This window comes from Rhizobium sp. BK008, assembly GCF_014197345.1.
GTDB classification, from domain to species: domain Bacteria; phylum Pseudomonadota; class Alphaproteobacteria; order Rhizobiales; family Rhizobiaceae; genus Rhizobium; species Rhizobium anhuiense.
On sequence record NZ_JACIFK010000001.1, the window covers coordinates 1,989,304 to 2,008,293 of the forward strand.

The 18,990-nt window shown below is 62.7% G+C and carries 12 protein-coding genes; 10 read left to right on the top strand and 2 right to left on the bottom strand.

Annotated features, from left to right (window positions below):
• Positions 1-302 precede the first annotated feature (302 nt).
• Entirely contained in the window at positions 303-3,179 is a 2,877-nt protein-coding gene (locus FHT69_RS09820) for a ribonuclease E/G (RefSeq protein WP_183905276.1), read from the top strand.
• A gap of 191 nt (positions 3,180-3,370) precedes the next feature.
• Here the strand turns inward: FHT69_RS09820 and FHT69_RS09825 are convergent, their stop codons facing one another.
• Entirely contained in the window at positions 3,371-5,029 is a 1,659-nt protein-coding gene (locus FHT69_RS09825; RefSeq protein ID WP_047616579.1) for an acyl-CoA dehydrogenase family protein, read from the bottom strand.
• Positions 5,030-5,208: 179 nt separating this feature from the next.
• Between FHT69_RS09825 and FHT69_RS09830 the strand changes: the two genes are divergently transcribed.
• The 9 genes from FHT69_RS09830 to rpmG all read left to right on the top strand — a co-directional run bounded on the left by FHT69_RS09830 (position 5,209) and on the right by rpmG (position 16,855).
• Complete coding sequence (locus tag FHT69_RS09830; RefSeq protein ID WP_007626148.1) at positions 5,209-6,165, top strand: aspartate carbamoyltransferase catalytic subunit; 957 nt, start codon at positions 5,209-5,211, stop codon at positions 6,163-6,165.
• Positions 6,162-7,451: a dihydroorotase gene (locus tag FHT69_RS09835; RefSeq protein ID WP_047616575.1), complete on the top strand. Its 1,290-nt coding sequence runs from the start codon at positions 6,162-6,164 to the stop codon at positions 7,449-7,451. The genes FHT69_RS09830 and FHT69_RS09835 overlap by 4 nt, the downstream gene beginning before the upstream one ends.
• A gap of 45 nt (positions 7,452-7,496) precedes the next feature.
• The gene (plsY, locus tag FHT69_RS09840) at positions 7,497-8,117 is read left to right on the top strand and encodes a glycerol-3-phosphate 1-O-acyltransferase PlsY (RefSeq protein WP_047616572.1); all 621 of its coding nucleotides are present in this window, start codon (positions 7,497-7,499) and stop codon (positions 8,115-8,117) included.
• Positions 8,117-9,259: a DNA-processing protein DprA gene (dprA, locus tag FHT69_RS09845; RefSeq protein ID WP_097543039.1), complete on the top strand. Its 1,143-nt coding sequence runs from the start codon at positions 8,117-8,119 to the stop codon at positions 9,257-9,259. Before plsY ends, dprA begins: the two co-directional genes overlap by 1 nt.
• Before the next feature lie 236 nt (positions 9,260-9,495).
• The gene (topA, locus tag FHT69_RS09850; protein WP_183905277.1) at positions 9,496-12,150 is read left to right on the top strand and encodes a type I DNA topoisomerase; all 2,655 of its coding nucleotides are present in this window, start codon (positions 9,496-9,498) and stop codon (positions 12,148-12,150) included.
• Between the two features lies 1 nt (position 12,151).
• Entirely contained in the window at positions 12,152-14,524 is a 2,373-nt protein-coding gene (rnr, locus tag FHT69_RS09855; protein WP_183905278.1) for a ribonuclease R, read from the top strand.
• Between the two features lie 123 nt (positions 14,525-14,647).
• Entirely contained in the window at positions 14,648-15,100 is a 453-nt protein-coding gene (locus tag FHT69_RS09860) for a DUF983 domain-containing protein (RefSeq protein ID WP_047616564.1), read from the top strand.
• A gap of 310 nt (positions 15,101-15,410) precedes the next feature.
• Positions 15,411-16,595 carry an MFS transporter gene (locus tag FHT69_RS09865; protein WP_063474318.1) on the top strand — a complete coding sequence of 395 codons (1,185 nt, stop codon included), beginning with the start codon at positions 15,411-15,413 and terminating at the stop codon, positions 16,593-16,595.
• A 92-nt stretch (positions 16,596-16,687) separates the two neighbouring features.
• Positions 16,688-16,855, top strand: coding sequence for a 50S ribosomal protein L33 (gene rpmG, locus FHT69_RS09870; RefSeq protein WP_003587245.1), 168 nt, complete (start codon positions 16,688-16,690; stop codon positions 16,853-16,855).
• 749 nt (positions 16,856-17,604) lie between these two features.
• Here rpmG and FHT69_RS09875 read toward each other — a convergent pair.
• Positions 17,605-18,978: a PleD family two-component system response regulator gene (locus FHT69_RS09875; RefSeq protein WP_063474317.1), complete on the bottom strand. Its 1,374-nt coding sequence runs from the start codon at positions 18,976-18,978 to the stop codon at positions 17,605-17,607.
• Between the last annotated feature and the right edge of the window lie 12 nt (positions 18,979-18,990).

Consider the following 18,990-nt stretch of genomic DNA (forward strand, 5'->3'; position numbering starts at 1 on the left):
GGCTTATTGTCGGAATTCATTGGTGGATCAGCCACCACGCTCTCAGGGAGCAAACTCATCGGACCCGAACGGGTCTTCGTATTTGTCGATCACGCTTGGTTGTTGATGGTTTCGCAGCAGGTTTTATCTGAAGTGTACAGGCCCCGGACCGAAATGGTTCCGGCTGCTGTCTGGCTGCTGCCCTCCCCCTCGCATCAGGCGCGACTTTCATTATCCGGCGCGGCTACAGTGGACCGCATTCTTTCTGTTTCAACAGCAGTCGGGAATGCGCTCTCGCGGCCACGCCGAGGAGCACAGCTTACATGGCAGACAAAATGCTTATCGATGCGTCTCACGAGGAAGAGACGCGCGTCGTTGTCGTTCGCGGGAACCGCATAGAAGAATTTGACTTCGAGTCCCAGCACAAGAAGCAGATCCGCGGCAACATCTATCTTGCAAAGGTAACGAGGGTCGAGCCCTCGCTGCAAGCCGCCTTCGTCGATTACGGCGGCAACCGGCACGGCTTCCTGGCCTTCGCCGAAATCCATCCCGACTATTACCAGATACCGCTTGCCGATCGTCAGGCGCTGCTTCGTGCCGAAGCCGAGGAGCATCGCCGCGACGAAGATGTCGAGCATGTCGAAACCGCGCCGATGGTCGATCTTTCCAAGCAGGATCAGCCGGATGTCGGCATCGTTCCGGCAAAGGCGCCAGAAGCGGCTGCCGTAACGGAAGAGACGACAGCGGCAGAGGCCGCGGCATCGCCCAAGGCCGCAGACGAAGCGCCGGCCAAGAAGGCAAGGCCGCGCCGCAGCCGCAAGAAGGTGACCGAACCGGTCGCCGAAACGACCGCGACCGAGGACGCCGTTCCCACAGACGTCGAAGCCGAAGGCGCTTCGACCGTCGACAACGAGGATGACGGCTCGACCGGCGGCGCGATGGCCGCCATGGTGGAAACCGACGAGATTTCCGAGGACGTCGATACCAACAAGCGTCGCCACGATGATGATGACGACGATGACGATCACGGCGAAGAGGAAGTCATTGAATCCGTCGGCGCCGAAGACGCGATGGAAGAAGTGCCGGACCGCGTGCAGCGCAAGCCGCGCAAGCAGTACCGCATCCAGGAAGTCATCAAGCGCCGCCAGATCCTGCTCGTGCAGGTCGCCAAGGAAGAGCGCGGCAACAAGGGTGCAGCCCTTACCACCTATCTCTCGCTCGCCGGCCGCTATTCCGTCTTGATGCCGAACACGGCGCGCGGTGGCGGCATTTCCCGCAAGATCACCAACCCTGCCGACCGCAAGCGCCTGAAGGAAATCGCGCGCATGCTCGAGGTACCGCAGGGCATGGGCGTCATTCTTCGCACCGCCGGCGCCAACCGCACCAAGGTCGAGGTCAAGCGCGACTTCGAATATCTGATGCGCCTGTGGGAGAACGTACGCACGCTGACGCTGGCGTCCACCGCTCCCTGCCTCGTCTATGAGGAAGGCTCGCTGATCAAGCGCTCGATCCGCGACCTCTATAACAAGGACATCAGCGAGATCATCGTTGCCGGCGAAGAAGGCTATCGTGAAGCGAAAGACTTCATGAAGATGCTGATGCCGAGCCACGCCAAGGTGGTTCAGCCCTATCGCGACATCCACCCGATCTTCTCGCGCTCAGGCATCGAAGCCCAGCTCGACCGCATGCTGCAGCCGCAGGTGACCCTGCGTTCCGGCGGCTACCTGATCATGAACCAGACGGAAGCGCTGGTTTCGATCGACGTCAACTCCGGCCGCTCGACGCGCGAACACTCAATCGAAGATACCGCGCTGCAGACGAACCTCGAAGCCGCGGAAGAAATCGCCCGCCAGCTTCGCCTGCGCGACCTTGCCGGCCTGATCGTCATCGACTTCATCGACATGGAAGAAAAGCGCAACAACCGCGCCGTCGAGAAGAAGCTGAAGGAATGCCTGAAGAACGACCGCGCCCGCATCCAGGTCGGCCGGATCTCGCATTTCGGCCTGCTCGAAATGTCGCGCCAGCGCATCCGCGCTTCGGTTCTCGAATCGACCACGCAGGTGTGCTCGCATTGCGGCGGCACCGGCCATGTGCGTTCGCAGTCCTCCGTCGCGCTGCATGTGCTGCGCGGCATCGAGGAATATCTGCTGAAGAACACCACGCACAACATCACCGTGCGCACCACTCCTGACATCGCGCTCTATTTGCTCAACCACAAGCGCCAGACGATCATCGATTACGAAAGCCGTTTCGGCGTCGCGATCGTCATCGATGCGGATGGTTCGGTCGGTGCGCAGCATTTCGCGATCGATCGCGGCGAAGCCGTGGAAAACCCGGTCAAGATCGAAACACTCTTCAACTTCGCAGCCATTCCCGAGGATGACGACGACGATATCGTCATCGAAGTGGATGAAGAGGAAGACGAAGAACTCGAGGAAAAGCCGGCCGCTGCCGAACGCCCCGCAGCAGCGCGCTCGGAAGGCGAAGGTGACGGTAACCGCAAGCGCAAGCGCCGCAGGCGCCGCCGCGGCCGCAACGGCAATGCCGAGCAGCCGGTATCGGCAGCAGGCGAAGCCGGTGACGAGGATGAGGATGGCGACGACGAGGGCGGCGAAGGTGATGAAAACACCGAAGCCACACCCGAGACGCGCGCTGAAAGCGAGGAATCGCAGCGCCGCAAGCGCCGCCGTCGCGGCAAGCGTGGCGGTCGCCGCAATCGCGCCGAGGATGGCTCCGAGCTGGCGGCCGGCGAAGCCGGTGAAGACAATGGCGGCGACGAGGACGAAGGTGACGACGTTTCGAACGACGGCGCTCCTGGTGAAGCCGTAGCGATCGAGGCGATTGCCGAGCAGGCTGACGAAGCTCAACCCGCGATGGCAGCCGTCGAGAGCGCAGTGGTCATCACCGAAGATGTGAAGCCCGCCCGCAGCCGCGGCCGCCGCAAACCGGCGGCAGCGCCGGTCGAGGAACCGGTGGCGGAGACCGCACCTGTGGTCGAGGCAGAGCCGGAGTTGGTGGAAGCCTCCGCCGATCTCGAAACATCAGTCCAGGAAGAGGCAAAGCCGGTTCGCGCCAACCGCGAATCCAATATCTCTTCCTCCGAGCCGACGGTGAAATCCACCACCCGCGTCGAAAATGGCGACGGCGATGACGGCAAGCCGAAGAAAGCCGGCTGGTGGCAGCGCCGTGGCTTCTTCTGAACGCTGATTTTCGGACGTAAACACTGAAATCCGGCCGCGGCGACGCGGCCGGATTTTCGTTTATGGCGATAGCGTGGGGAGTAGAAATGGGCGGCACTTTGCCACTGTGTACCGCAAGCGAGACGGCATAGAGCGCTTCACTATCGCTCGGCTCGACGCCGGCGAAGAGCGACCATCATCCCCGGTTGCGATCAGGCCGCCGGCGGATAGAGCAAGTCGACGATGTAGCTGGCGTCGAAACGGGAATCGAGCATGCCGTAGGTGGAGCGCCAGCCGCCGGCAAGGCGCGTCTCGATGAAGGCATCGGCAATGCGCCCGGCGCCCAGCCGATAGAGTTCGGCGGCACCGGCAGCCAGCGCCAGTTGCTCGACAAGCAGGCGCGCGGCGCCCTCGTCCTGTTCACACAGCGCGATTGCGGCGCGCAACACGTCGATCGTCTTCTTGCCGGCAGGGCCGAGATCGCGGGCAAGGCCGGCGAAGACGGTTTCGAACAGATCCTTGCCACGGTTGAGCACACGCAGCACGTCAAGCGCCATGACGTTGCCGGAGCCTTCCCAGATGGCGTTGACGGGCGCCTCGCGGTAATGGCGGGCGATCGGGCGATCTTCGATGTAGCCGTTGCCGCCGATGCATTCCATCGCCTCGTAGATCAGCGCCGGCGCGATCTTGCAGCACCAGTATTTGGCGACCGGCGTCATGACGCGGGCATAGGCCGCCTCCTCGGCATTGCCGCGCGCCTTGTCGAAGGCGTCGGCAAGACGGAAGGACAGCGCCGTCGCGGCGGCGACATCGAGCGCCATGTCGGCGAGCACGCGCGTCATGATCGGCTGGTTGACCAGCATCTTGCCGAAGACGCTGCGGCCGCGGGTGTGATGCACGGCTTCGGCAAGCGAGGCGCGCATGATGCCCGATGAGGCCAGCGCACAGTCGAGCCTGGTCAGCGTCACCATGTCGAGGATGGTGCGGATGCCGGCATCCGGACCGCCGAGCAGGAAACCGAATGTGTCTGTAAACTCGACCTCGGAAGAGGCGTTGGAGCGGTTGCCGACCTTGTCCTTCAACCGCTGGAACTGCAACCCGTTGGCGGAACCATCTTCCAGAAGGCGCGGCACGAGAAAGCAACCCATGCCCTCCTTCGTCTGCGCCAGCATGATGAAGGCATCGCTCATCGGCGCGGACATGAACCATTTGTGGCCGGACAGCCGGTAGATACCCTCGCTGACCTTTTCGGCAGCGGTCCTGTTGGCGCGCACATCCGTGCCGCCCTGCTTTTCCGTCATGCCCATGCCGATGGTCACGGCGGATTTCTGCATGGCGGGCTTGTTCGACGAATCATATTTGCGCGAGAGGATCTTTGGCGCCCAGTCCTTTTGGACAGCGGGCGAAGCCGACAGAGCCGCAACCGAGGCGCTGGTCATCGTCAGCGGGCAGAGATGGCCGGATTCCAGCTGTGACGTCAGATAAAACCGCGCGGCGCGAACCTTGTGCGCCTCATCCTTGGCCTCGGTATCGGCCTGCGGGTCCCAGACGGAGGAATGCAGCCCGACCGACATGGAGCGGCGCATCAGCGCGTGCCAGGCGGGATGGAACTCGACGACGTCGAGGCGCTCACCGCGCGGACCATGGGTGCGCAGCTGCGGCGCGCCCTGGTTGGCCATGCGCGCCAGTTCCTGCGCCTCCGGCGAGGTGACGTAGCGGCCCATATTTTCCAGGTCTTCGCGGATGCCGCGCGGGAGGGCCGCCGTCAGGTCGACGATCAGCGGATCGGATCGATAGGCGTTGATGCCGGACCACAGGCTCGGCTGGTTGAGTTCTGCGAGTTTGTCGTCAGTCCGGTTGGCGGAGGTCATAATTCGCTTCTAGTGTAAGAACCCGGCAAAGGGAAACCGGAAGTTATGATTCGGTTCATTCTGCTCTATCGGAATTCGGGCGAAAATGCATGGGGACATAAGCCTTTGCCCACAGCGCATGCTTGCCCCGGCGGGCAGCACTCTTTATAGACCCGCCAGAGACAGCAAGAGGCAAGGTCATGGTCTTTTTCCCCCACCGCCACCTCATCGGCATCAAGGGCCTCACCGAGCAGGATATCACCTATCTTCTCGACAAGGCGGATGAGGCCGTCAAGATCAGCCGCCAGAGAGAAAAGAAGACGTCGACGCTGCGCGGGCTGACGCAGATCAATCTCTTCTTCGAGGCATCGACCCGCACACAGGCCTCCTTCGAGCTTGCCGGTAAGAGGCTCGGGGCCGACGTCATGAACATGTCGGTCGGCAATTCCTCGGTGAAGAAAGGCGAAACGCTGATCGACACGGCGATGACGCTGAATGCCATGCGCCCCGACGTGCTGGTGATCCGCCATTCGAGCGCAGGTGCCGCCGCCCTTCTCGCCCAGAAGGTCTCCTGCTCGGTCGTCAATGCCGGCGACGGGCAGCACGAACATCCGACCCAGGCGCTGCTCGACGCGCTGACGATCCGTCGCGCCAAGGGCAAGCTGTCGCGCATCATCGTGGCAATCTGCGGCGACGTGCTGCATTCGCGGGTGGCGCGCTCCAACATCCTATTGCTCAACGCGATGGGCGCCCGCGTCCGTGTCGTCGCACCTGCAACCCTCCTGCCTGCCGGCATCGCCGAGATGGGCGTCGAGGTCTTCCATTCGATGAAGGAAGGGTTGAAGGACGCCGACGTCGTGATGATGCTGCGGCTGCAGCGCGAGCGCATGTCCGGCGCCTTCGTGCCTTCGGTGCGCGAATATTATCACTTCTACGGACTCGACGCCGAAACGCTGAAAGCCGCCAAGGAGGATGCGCTGGTCATGCATCCCGGCCCGATGAACCGCGGCGTCGAGATCGCGTCCGAGGTGGCGGACGGGCCGCAGAGTGTGATCGCCGAACAGGTGGAGATGGGGGTGGCGGTGCGCATGGCGGTCATGGAGACGCTGCTCGTCTCGCAGAACCAGGGTCCCCGCAGCGATGGAATGATGGCATGAGCAACCCGATCGTCCTCAAGAACGTCCGCATCGTCGATCCCTCGCGCAACCTCGATGAAGTCGGAACGATCATCGCCAAAAACGGCGTGATCATCGCCGCCGGCCATGCGGCGCAGAATCAGGGCGCGCCTGATGGCGCCGTCATCCGCGACTGCACGGGCCTTGTGGCGACGCCCGGCCTCGTCGATGCGCGCGTCCATATCGGCGAACCCGGCGGCGAGCATCGTGAGACGATCGCCTCGGCGAGCCGGGCGGCGGCGGCCGGGGGCGTCACCTCGATCATCATGATGCCGGACACCGATCCCGTCATCGACGACATCGCGCTCGTCGAATTCGTCAAGAAGACGGCGCGGGATACGGCCGCCGTCAATGTCTATCCGGCAGCCGCCATCACCAAGGGCCTTGCCGGCGAGGAAATGACCGAGATCGGCCTGTTGATGCAGGCCGGCGCCGTCGCCTTCACCGATGCCCATTCCAGCGTCCACGACACGCAGGTGCTGCGCCGGATCATGACCTATGCGCGCGAATTCGGCGCCGTCATTTCCTGCGAGACGCGTGACAAATATCTCGGCGCCAACGGCGTCATGCATGAGGGGCTTTTCGCCAGCTGGCTCGGGCTCTCCGGCATTCCCAGGGAAGCCGAACTCATCCCGCTCGAACGCGATCTCAGGATCGCCGAGCTGACGCGCGGACGTTATCACGCCGCGATGATCTCGGTGCCGCAATCGGTCGAGGCGATTGAACGCGCCCGCAGCCGCGGCGCCAAGGTGACCTCAGGCATCTCGATCAACAATCTGGCGCTCAACGAAAACGACATCGGCGAATACCGCACCTTCTTCAAGCTCTATCCGCCGCTGCGACCGGAAGACGACCGGGTGGCGATGGTCGAGGCCCTTGCCAGCGGCGCGATCGACATCATCGTCTCCTCGCATGACCCGCAGGACGTCGATACGAAGCGCCTGCCCTTCGCCGAGGCGGAGGACGGCGCGATCGGGCTCGAAACCATGCTGGCGGCGGCGCTGAGGCTTTACCATGGCGGCCAGGTGAGCCTGATGCGCCTGATCGACGCCATGTCGACCCGCCCCGCCGAGATTTTCGGCCTCGCCGCCGGCACGCTGAAGCCGGGTGCGGCGGCCGATATCGCGCTGATCGATCTCGATGAGCCTTGGCTTGTCGCCAAAGACATGCTTCTCTCCCGTTCGAAGAATACGCCGTTCGAGGATGCGCGCTTCAGCGGACGGGCGGTCGCGACATACGTCTCGGGAAAGCTTGTCCACGCAATTTAGGAGACGGCTGGACCGAGGATAGGCCACGGAGGGCCGAGGGGGCATATGTTATCCAATCTCATGTCATGGCAGATCACCCTGCCGATCGCGCTTGCCGCAGCCATCATCGGATATCTCTTCGGCTCCATTCCTTTCGGCCTGATCCTGACGCGTGCGGCCGGCCTCGGCGACGTGCGCAGCATCGGCTCCGGCAATATCGGCGCGACCAATGTGCTCAGAACAGGAAACCGCAAGCTCGCTGCGGCGACGCTGCTGCTCGATGCGCTGAAGGCATCGGCGGCGGCCTGGGTCGTCGGTTATTTCCTCGGTGAGGAGGCGGCGATCATCGCCGGCTTCTTCGCCTTCATTGGTCATCTCTTCCCGGTCTGGATCGGCTTCAAGGGCGGCAAGGGTGTCGCCACCTATATCGGCACCCTGCTCGGCGTCGCGCCGATCATGGTCGTGCTCTTCGCCGCCGTCTGGCTGGCCGTCGCCTTCACCACCCGCTACTCCTCGCTGTCGGCACTGGTCGCCATGCTTGTCATCCCGGTGGCGCTGTGGATCCTGGGCAACGAAAAGGTTGCGGCAGTGATGGCGATCATGACCCTGATTTCCTACTGGAAGCACAAGGCGAATATCTCGCGGCTGATGGGCGGGACGGAAAGCAAGATCGGGGCAAAGGGATAATGGATGCGCTGAGCGCGGGACCAAAAGGCGTCGTGCTGACCGAACGGCAGAGAATTGCCTGGCTGCGCCTCATCCGTTCCGACAATATCGGCCCCGCCACCTTTCGCGACCTCATCAATCATTTCGGTTCGGCCGAGGCAGCGCTTGCCGCATTGCCGGAGCTTTCGGCGCGCGGCGGCGCCACGCGGGCAATCCGCATCGCCAGCGAGGCCGAAGCACATCGGGAACTGGAGGCAGCGCATCGTTTCGGCGCCCGCTTCGTGGGCATCGGTGAGCCGGACTATCCGCAGGCACTGAAACAGATCGACGGCGCACCGCCGCTTCTCGCCGTCAAAGGCGCGCTTGCCGCCGCCAAACGACCGGCCGTCGGCATTGTCGGCTCACGCAACGCCTCGGTCGCAGGCGCGAAATTCGCGGCGATGGTGGCGCGCGACTGCGGCAGGGCGGGTTATACCGTGGTCTCGGGGCTGGCGCGCGGCATCGACACATCAGCCCACCGTGCGAGCCTCGAGACAGGCACCATCGCCGCCCTTGCGGGGGGTCTCGACCAGCCCTACCCGCCGGAGAATATCGGCTTGCTCGAAGAGATCACCGGCGGCAACGGCCTGGCGGTCAGCGAGATGCCCTTCGGCTGGGAGCCCCGCGCCCGCGACTTTCCGCGCCGGAACCGGCTGATCGCCGGCATTGCGCTCGGCCTCGTCGTCATCGAAGCAGCGACACGTTCGGGCTCGCTGATCACGGCGCGGCTTGCCGGCGAGTTCGGTCGCCTGGTGTTTGCCGTGCCCGGCTCCCCCCTCGATCCGCGCTGCCATGGCACCAACGGCCTGCTGAAGGACGGTGCATCGATCGTCACCGCCCCCGTCGATGTCGTCGAGGCTTTGGCGCCGCTTGCGCAATTCGACCTGTTCCCGTCATCGATGGCAGAGGAACCGGCGCGTGAGGGCAAGGCAATTTCGGTGCCACCCGGCGATCCCGACCGAACCCGCGTCATCGATGCGCTCGGGCCGACGCCGGTCGAGATCGACGACGTCATCCGCCATACCGGTCTGTCGGCATCCGCGGTCTATCTCATCCTTCTGGAACTCGATATATCGGGCAGGCTGCAGCGGCATCAGGGCGGGTTCGTCTCGCTTTCCGATTGAACTTTGCACGATATCGCAGAATTGCCGCCCCCTGTGTCGAAAACCTTCGACAACCTATCTAAGATTGCATTTCCCCGATAAACTCCCTTCGGCTGCACCGGATGCAAGAACTAAAATTGTAGCAAACCCCTTGACCGCGGCGATTTCCCTGTCCATGTCGGAGGGCCGGGATCCATCTTTCGGTGTGTGTCGCGCTGGCTTCAACGCTGGCGTCGTTTCCTTTTTAGAGAATCATCATGAATGTTGTAGTGGTGGAATCGCCTGCCAAGGCCAAGACGATCAACAAGTATCTGGGTCCGGGATACAAAGTGCTCGCCTCCTTCGGCCATGTGCGCGATCTGCCTGCCAAGGACGGCTCAGTTCTTCCTGATCAGGATTTCGAAATGCTTTGGGAGGTCGATAGCGCCTCCGCAAAGCGGATGAAGGATATTGCCGATGCGGTGAAATCCTCCGACGGCCTTTTTCTCGCGACCGACCCGGATCGCGAAGGCGAAGCGATTTCCTGGCACGTTCTCGATATGCTGAACAAGAAGCGCGTGCTGAACGGCAAGCCGGTCAAACGCGTCGTCTTCAACGCCATCACCAAGAAGGCGGTGCTCGACGCGATGGCCGATCCGCGCGACATCGACGTGCCGCTCGTCGACGCCTATCTGGCGCGGCGCGCGCTCGACTATCTGGTCGGCTTCAATCTTTCGCCGGTGCTCTGGCGCAAGCTGCCCGGCGCCCGGTCGGCCGGCCGCGTCCAGTCGGTGGCGCTTCGTCTGGTCTGCGACCGTGAATCCGAGATCGAACGCTTCATTTCGGAAGAATACTGGAACATCTCGGCCCTTCTGAAGACACCGCGCGGCGACGAGTTCGAGGCCAGGCTGGTTTCGGCGAATGGCAAACGGCTGCAGCCGCGCGCGATCGGCAACGGCGAGGATGCCGGCAAGCTCAAGGCATTGCTCGAAGGCGCAAGCTATATCGTCGACTCCGTCGAAGCGAAACCGGTCAAGCGCAATCCCGGACCGCCGTTTACGACCTCGACCCTGCAGCAGGCCGCCTCCTCCAATCTCGGCTTCTCCGCCTCGCGCACCATGCAGATCGCCCAGAAGCTCTATGAAGGCGTCGATATCGGCGGCGAGACGGTCGGTCTCATCACCTATATGCGAACCGACGGCGTGCAGATGGCGCCCGAGGCGATCGATGCGGCGCGCCGCGCCATCGTCGACCAGTTCGGCGAGCGCTATATGCCCGAGAAGGCGCGCTTCTATTCCACCAAGGCCAAGAACGCCCAGGAGGCGCACGAGGCGATCCGTCCGACCGATTTCTACCGCTCGCCCGACCGCGTGCGCAAATTCCTCGATGCCGATCAGATCCGCCTCTACGACCTGATCTGGAAGCGCGGCATCGCCAGCCAGATGGCGTCGGCCGAAATCGAGCGCACGACGGCTGAAATCACCGCCGACAACAAGGGCGAGAAGGCCGGGCTGCGCGCCGTCGGTTCGGTCATCCGCTTCGACGGTTTCATCGCCGCCTATACCGACCAGAAGGAGGACGGCGAGCAGAGTGACGACGGCGACGAGGATGGCCGCCTGCCGGAGATCAATGCACGCGAGACGCTCGCCAAGCAGAAGATCAACTCGACGCAGCATTTCACCGAGCCGCCGCCGCGCTATTCGGAAGCCTCGCTGATCAAGAAGATGGAAGAACTCGGCATCGGCCGCCCCTCCACCTATGCCGCGACGCTGGCGACGTTGCGCGACCGCGACTATGTGACGATCGACAAGCGCAAGCTTATCCCGCAGGCCAAGGGCCGGCTGGTGACCGCTTTCCTCGAAAGCTTCTTCACCAAATATGTCGAATACGACTTCACCGCCGATCTCGAAGAGAAGCTCGACCGGATTTCCGCCGGCGAGCTGAACTGGAAGCAGGTGCTGCGCGACTTCTGGAAGGATTTCTTCGCCCAGATCGAGGACACCAAGGAACTGCGCGTCACCAACGTGCTCGATTCGCTGAACGAGGCGCTGGCGCCGCTCGTCTTCCCGAAGCGCGAGGATGGCAGCGATCCCCGGATCTGCCAGGTCTGCAGCACCGGCAACCTGTCGCTGAAGCTCGGCAAATACGGCGCCTTCGTCGGCTGCTCGAATTATCCGGATTGCAACTACACCCGCCAGCTCTCCTCCGAAAACGGCGGAGAGGCGGACGGTGCTGCCCTTAACGAGCCGAAGAACCTCGGCACCGATCCGACGACCGGCGAGGAGCTGACGCTGCGGTCCGGCCGCTTCGGCCCCTATATACAGCGCGGCGACGGCAAGGAAGCCAAACGCGCCTCGCTGCCGAAGGGATGGAAGCCCGAGGATATCGACTATGAAAAGGCGATGGCATTGATCTCGCTGCCGCGCGATATCGGCAAACACCCCGAAACGGGCAAGATGATCTCATCCGGCATCGGTCGCTACGGGCCGTTCCTCCTGCATGACGGTTCCTATGCCAATCTGGAAACCGTCGAGGACGTGTTCTCGGTCGGCCTCAACCGTGCCGTGACTGTTATCGCCGAAAAGGCGAACCAGGCGCCGGGGCGGGGTTCGCGCGGGACACCGGCGGCGCTGAAGACGCTCGGCGATCATCCTGATGGCGGCCCCATCACCGTTCGCGACGGCAAGTACGGACCTTACGTCAATTGGGGCAAGGTCAATGCGACATTGCCGAAGGGCAAGGACCCGCAGGCGATCACCGTCGAGGAAGCGCTCGCGCTGATCACCGAAAAGGCCGGCAAGGCGCCTGCAGGCAAGACGGCAAAGGCGAAGGCCAAGCCGAAGGCGGCGGCCGCCGAAGCCAAGACCACCATGACGGCGGCCAAGCCGAAGGCAACGAAGGCGAAAGCGCCGGCGAAATCGAAAAAGGGCTGACGTGAGCAGGATACCGCGCGAGAGAACGAACCCCGCGGGCAAGCGCCCGGGCAAGATCGGCCGCTCGGGCAAGGATGCTCCCGCCGTCGAGCCGCTGAACATCGTCCACGGCGCCCTGCCCTCACGCGAGGTGATCCTGCGCTTCATCGCCGATCATCCGCAGAAAGCCTCCAAACGCGAACTCGCCAAGGCTTTCGGCCTGAAGGGCGACAGCCGCGTCGAGCTCAAGCACATGCTGCAGGAACTCGAGCAGGAAGGCATGCTGCAGAAGAACCGCAAGTCGCTGATCCGTCCCGGCGCGCTGCCGCCCGTCACCGTTCTCGATATCACCACACGCGACAAGGATGGCGATCTGATCGGCCGGCCGGCGGAATGGCCGGAGGACCAGGGCGTCGCACCCGCCGTCGCCATCCGCCAGCAATCGCCCGCAGGCCGCCAGGGCAAGGGCAAGGCGCCCGTCGCCGGCCTCGGCGACCGCATCCTGGCAAAGATCTTCCCGGCCGTCGATCGCGGCGGGCCGGCCTATACGGCGCGGATCATCAAGGTGATCGACAGGCGCCGCGGCGCCTCGATGGGCGTCTTCCGCACCGCACCCGGCGGCGGTGGCCGGCTGCTGCCGATCGAACGGCGCGGCGAGGAAATGGTGATCGATCCCGACTTCACCGGCGGCGCCGCGGACGGCGACCTGGTCGAAGTGGAAGTCGCCCGTCTCGGCCGCTTCGGCCTGCCGCGCGCCAAGGTGCTTTCCGTCGTCGGTTCCGTCGGTTCGGAAAAGGCGATCTCGATGATCGCCATCCATGCACACGGCATCCCGCATGTCTTCCCGCCTGCGGTCATCGCCGAGGCGGATGACGCCAAGCCTGCCAACATGTCGCATCGCGAGGATTGGCGCGACGTGCCGCTGATCACCATCGATCCGGCCGACGCCAAGGACCATGACGATGCGGTCTATGCCGAGCTCGACCCCTCGCCCGACAATCCCGGCGGCGTCCTCGTCACCGTCGCGATTGCCGACGTTTCCTGGTATGTCCGCCCCAATTCGCCGCTCGACCGCGAGGCGCTGAAGCGCGGCAACTCGGTCTATTTCCCGGATCGCGTCGTGCCGATGCTGCCGGAGCGCATCTCCAACGATCTCTGCTCGCTGAAGCAAGGCGTCGACCGCCCGGCGCTCGCCGTGCGCATGAGCTTTTCCGCGGAAGGCCGCAAGATCGGCCACACCTTCCATCGCATCATGATGAAGAGCGCCGCAAAGCTCTCCTACCAGCAGGCGCAGGCGGCGATCGACGGCAAGCCGGACGATCAGACCGGACCGATGCTCGAGCCGATCCTGAAGCCGCTCTGGCACGCCTATGAGGTGATGAAGCGCGGACGCGACCGGCGCCAGCCGCTGGAACTCGACATGCCGGAGCGCAAGATCCTGCTGAAGCCCGACGGCACGGTCGACCGGGTCTTCGTGCCGCCGCGGCTCGATGCGCACAAGCTGATCGAAGAAATGATGATCCAGGCGAATGTCTGTGCCGCCGAGACCCTGGAAAAGAAACGCCAGCCGCTGATCTATCGCATCCATGACGGCCCGACGCTCGCCAAGCAGGAAATCCTGCGCGAGTTCCTGGCGACACTCGGCATCTCGCTGGCCAAGGGCGGGAATATGCGCGCCAACAGCTTCAACGGCATTCTGGCGAAGGCGGACGGTACGCCGCACCAGACCATGGTCAACGAGATGGTGCTGCGTTCGCAGAGCCAGGCGATCTACGGTCCCGAGAATATCGGTCATTTCGGCCTCAACCTGATGAAATACGCCCACTTCACCTCGCCGATCCGCCGCTACGCCGATCTCATCGTGCATCGCGCCCTCGTCGGTTCGCTGGGCTTCGGCGAAGGCGGCATTACGCCCGACGAAGAGGCGGCACTCGACGATATCGCCGCCGAAATCTCGACCTTCGAGCGCCGCGCCATGGCCGCCGAGCGCGAGACGGTCGACCGGCTGATCGCCCATCATCTGAGCGGCCGCGTCGGCGAGGAATTTGCCGGGCGGGTCTCCGGCGTGACGAAATCGGGGCTTTTTGTCGCCTTGCCGGACTATGGCGCCGACGGCTTCGTCCCTATATCTACGCTCGGCACCGATTATTTCATCTATGACGAGGCGCATCAGGCGCTGTCGGGGGAGCGAACGGGGCTCGGCTATCGCCTGGGCGACAGCGTCACCGTGAAGCTTGCCGAAGCGATCCCGCTTGCCGGCGCGCTGCGTTTCGAGATGATCAGCGAGGGCCGCGAGATGCCGACGGCGGTGCGCTCCTTCCACAAAGCGGGCCGCCGCGACAGGGGCCAGGTCCGCAAGAAACCCGGAACGAGGCCGCCGCGCGGACGGCACTAGCCCACCGGCTCGAAAATCGGAATCGATTTTCGAAAAGCGCGATGCAAGGATTGAAAGAGTTAGAGCGTTCTTTGTGCGTCCGAAAGGACGCACGGGGCTCTATGTCCGAAAGAGGAACAGGCGATGATCACACCGACCGATCCGGCGGTCCGCTACGGAGATGCGCCCGAGGTCGAGCGTCCGGTTGGGCGCTCGGTCATGCGCGGGCTGATGAACCGCTGCCCGGCCTGCGGTAACGGCAAGCTCTTTCGCGCCTTCCTGAAACCGGTCGATCATTGCGCGGCCTGCGGCGAGGCGATGCATCACCAACGCGCCGACGACCTGCCGCCCTATATCGTCATTCTCGTCCTTGGCCACGTCGTGGTCGGCGGCTATATGCTGACCGACCTGACCTTCGTGCTGCCGGTCTGGGTGCACCTTGCCATCTGGGCGCCGATCACCGTCATCACAGCGCTCGCCTCGATCCAGCCTATCAAGGGCGGCGTCATCGGCCTGCAGTGGGCGCTGCGCATGCACGGTTTCGGCGGGGAGAGTGATGGTGCGGACGATTATGACATCCCCGGCCGGCCGGATTAGAGCATGTCGAGCAAAAGCGCGAGCCGCGAATCTGAAAGATCGCGACGCACTTTAGCGCCTTCACCTTCCAGACATATTTAACGTGTAGTGCCAGCGCTCCACCGACCACCACCCGAACGCGGCAGCCGACGATCCTCAACGACTTGACATGGTACGCTTTTCTTGTCTGAACAGGCTTTACATTCCGCAGGTGGTCACTCACATCGGAAATACTGCGAAACGCTGCCCGTCACCTGGGTTTGGCACGCCTGTGTCTTTCTATGCGAGGTGACAGGCCGGTTCGCTCGCGTAGCTTTCTAAGGATGGATAAATGTCTCAGCCGAGAAACGGCACACCGGGCGATGTCGAGGAAATCCATTGGCCTTCTCTGGTGGCAGCCATCTCGTCCATATCAGCCGTCGGCATAGCAATCGGCCTCGGACTCCCGCTTCTCAGCATCATCCTCGAAAAACGCGGCATCTCGTCCACCTTGATCGGGCTCAACACGGCGATGGCCGGGGTTGCGGCGATGGCCGCCGCACCAATCACCACCAAGCTTGCCCATAAATACGGCGTTGCGCCGACGATGCTCTGGGCGGTGCTGATTTCGGCGCTGAGCGCGCTCGGTTTTTATTACGCCGAGGATTTCTGGATGTGGTTTCCGCTGCGTTTCGCCTTCCATGGCGCGACGACGACGCTGTTCATCCTCTCCGAATTCTGGATCAATGCCGCTTCGCCGCCTTCCAAGCGCGGCTTCGTGCTCGGCATCTACGCGACGGTGCTTTCCCTTGGCTTTGCGGCCGGGCCGCTGCTCTTTTCGATCCTCGGCAGCGACGGCATCTTCCCCTTCCTGATCGGCGCCGCCGCCATCCTGCTTGCCGCCATCCCGATCTTCATCGCCCGCGACGAAAGCCCGGTGCTCGAGGAAAAACCGGAGCTGCATTTCATGCGCTACGTCTTCCTGGTGCCGACGGCGACGGCGGCGGTCTTCATCTTCGGCGCGGTCGAAGCGGGCGGGCTGTCGCTTTTCCCGATCTTTGCCGTGCGCGCCCATTTCACCGAATCGCAGGCAGCACTTCTGCTGACCATGATGGGTGTCGGCAACGTCATCTTTCAGATCCCGCTCGGCCTGCTCTCCGACCGCATCGGCGACAAGCGGCCGCTTCTGGCTGCCATGGCGCTGATGGGGTTCATCGGCTCGATGATGCTGCCGCTGCTGGTCGACAACTGGCTGCTGATGGCCGGGCTCCTGCTTTTCTGGGGCGGCTGCGTCTCCGGCCTCTATACGGTCGGACTCAGCCATCTCGGCTCGCGGCTGACGGGTTCCGACCTTGCGGCGGCCAATGCTGCCTTCGTCTTCTGTTATGCGATGGGAACCGTGGCCGGGCCGCAGGCGATCGGCGCGGCGATCGATGTCGCTGGAAATAATGGTTTTGCCTGGGCGATTGCCGCCTTCTTCGGCCTATACGCCCTACTTTCCGGCATCAGACTGATGTTCATTCGAAAACGGACTTGACTTTTCGGGCTGGATTCGTAGTTTCGCGCCAGAATTTGCCGTGGAGCCCATCCGGCTTCCACGGCTTTCATTTTCTTAAAGGCAGGACGACCATGGCCAAGGCTACAACAATCAAGATCAAGCTGCTGTCGACAGCCGACACCGGTTTCTTCTACGTCACGACGAAGAACAGCCGTACGATGACGGACAAGATGACGAAGACGAAGTACGACCCGATTGCTAAGAAGCATGTCGAGTTCAAGGAAACCAAGATCAAGTAATCGCTTGAGCTGACGGATTTCAAAAAAGCGCGCGCTTTCGGGTTGCGCGTTTTTTATTGTCCGGATGATCGTCTTTGAGAGATGATAGCGCAAACAGACAAAACGCCGCCCTTCCATCTTCGGGAAGTGACGGCGTTTTTGTGAAAGGGGGTCGGCCAGCATGCAAAACGGCACGAGGAACCGCTATAACTTGCCTACTAGCCGACCGACCCCACGACCCAGGAGATGCGGCGGACCTGAGCATCATGGGGTATCGACAACTCCTCAACGGGAGCGCTTCTCTTATGAGCCGATAATTTGCGCAGAAATGAAAGAAAATCAACAAATTCTTAATGGTGAAATTTGTTAGCCTGATTCTATGGTTAAAAGTCCAGATTTGGGACATACAAAGATTTGTCGGCTCTGCTTGGGCTTGAAGCCTAGAGTTGGACCATCCCAAGAAATTCGACAATATAACTTAACAACTTACGCCTCCCCTCCCCTTACGTGAGGTGACGTCGCCGCAGTCTATTTGGCCCTTCCGGCGACAGGCATTTTTTATAGTCTCCATTTCATCTTGAGCCAGCGGCCAGACATCCTCAACACTGTCGCAGGTCGACATATCCGCAGCAACGCCGATGGTCCATTTTTGGGCTATTGAGTTGCAAAATTTTCGCCCCGCATTGCATAAGCGAAGATTAAAAATCGGTAACGATTGGCTTACAGCGGTGGAAAACCCGCAAATGGTGCCTATGGCGGCAACTGATTCGTCAGGCGGCTGCGGCGACCACGCGGTTGCGGCCGGTATTCTTGGCCTCGTAAAGGGCCAGATCCGCCTGTTTCATCAGCTGGTCCGGGGTCAGTACCGCCGCAATCCGCGAGGCGATGCCGAAGGAAGCGGTGACGTTCAGCGCTTGGCCGGCGTGTTTCAGCATGAAGGGAGCGCTTTCGATCGCCGCGCGCAGGCGCTCGGCTACAGTAGCGGCAATTTCCGGCGAGGTGTCGGGCATCACGACGACGAATTCCTCGCCACCGTAGCGGCAGGCGAGATCGGCGCCACGGATGGTCGAACGGACGCGATTTGCGAATTCCCGCAGCACTTCGTCGCCGCCGTCATGGCCGTAGGTGTCGTTTACCTGCTTGAAGCGATCGATATCGGTGATCAACACCGAAAGCGGTCGGCCCCGGGCCATCGAACGGTTGAAGAGTACGTTCAGATGGTTGTCGAGATAGCGCCGGTTATAAAGGCCGGTCAGCGGATCGGTGACGGCAAGCTCGATCGTCTGCTTGACGCTGGCGCGCAGGCGGTCGTTGTAGCGCTTGCGGCGGATCTGCGTCAGGCTGCGGGCAACAAGCTCGTTGGGATCGACCGGGCGGATGATGTAATCGTTGACGCCGAGATCGAGCGCGCGCACCACCATGTCGTCCGCGCCCTGCTCGGTGATGATCAAAATCGGCAGGAAGCGCGTGCGCTCCAGCGAGCGCAGCTGCGAGCAGAGGCGAAGCGGATCGTAGTCATCGAAATTGGCATTGACGATGACAAGATCGAAGGCGCTTTCGGCCGCCTCGAAGAGGGCAGCCTGCGGATCGGAAAGGGCAAGCACGTCGGCGACCGGCTTCAGCGCCTTGACGAGGCGCTCCTGCGAATTGGCGCGGCCGTCAACGAGCAACACTTGAGCGGTCTCATCGGCGCGGCCCTCGCCTGCTCGCGCGAGGTCGTCGATGCCCATCGTATGGGCGGTATCGGAGCGGATGCGCAGCTCGTCGCTCAACGTCTTCAGCCGCAGCAGGCTCTTCACCCGAGAGATCAGCTGCAGATCGTTGACCGGCTTGGTGAGGAAATCATCGGCGCCAGCCTTCAGGCCGCGCACGCGATCGGCCGGCTGGTCGAGCGCGGTGACCATGACGACTGGAATATGGGCTGTCTTCTGGCTCGCCTTCAGCCGTTCGCAGACCTCGAAACCGTCTATGCCGGGCATCATGATGTCGAGCAGGATGAGATCGACCTGGTTGCGCTCGCAGATCGCCAGCGCCGTGTAGCCGTCGGCTGCGGTCATCACGTCGAAATACTCCGCGAGCAGCCGCGCCTCAAGCAGCTTCACGTTGGCCGGAATATCGTCAACCACCAGTATTCGCGCAGTCATAAGTGTCTTTCC